Source organism: Vibrio sp. 10N.222.52.B12 (assembly GCF_002875385.1).
Lineage (GTDB): Bacteria > Pseudomonadota > Gammaproteobacteria > Enterobacterales > Vibrionaceae > Vibrio > Vibrio jasicida.
This window is the reverse complement of record NZ_MDAW01000081.1, coordinates 1-413: the sequence shown is the minus strand read 5'-3', so window position 1 is coordinate 413 and position 413 is coordinate 1. Positions and strand designations below refer to the sequence as shown.

Below are 413 nucleotides of genomic sequence, written 5' to 3'. Positions count from 1 at the left end.
TGCTCATCGAAATGAAAGTCTCTCCGCAAGCTCGCAAAAAGAACCCTAGTTTACCTGAGAAATGGCAAGTCAGAGCGGTGACCTACGAAGTACAAGGTAAGCAGAAAACCGTTTTTACCTCCCTTCCTAGAACAAACTACGACGCGAGCGCAGTAGCCGAACTCTACCACGAACGTTGGGAAATCGAATTGGGTTATCGTGATATCAAAAGCTCAATGCAACACAATTCCTTAGTATTACGCAGCAAAACAGTAGACCTTGTTTATCAAGAACTCTGGGGGCTGTTGCTTGGTTATAACTTAGTAAGACGTGAAGCGAGTCAGGCAGCGGTTGAGCATGGAAGAATGCCGAATGAAATTAGCTTTAAATACGCTTGTCAGTTTATAGCGAGTCAACTGAAGGTGATGAGTAAA

At 44.1% G+C, this 413-nt stretch carries 1 protein-coding gene; it reads left to right on the top strand.

Annotation, left to right across the window (positions count from 1 at the left end; genetic code table 11):
* Positions 1 to 413 (top strand): transposase (locus tag BCT11_RS04000; RefSeq protein WP_133152137.1); only part of this gene is annotated, 413 nt, incomplete at both ends.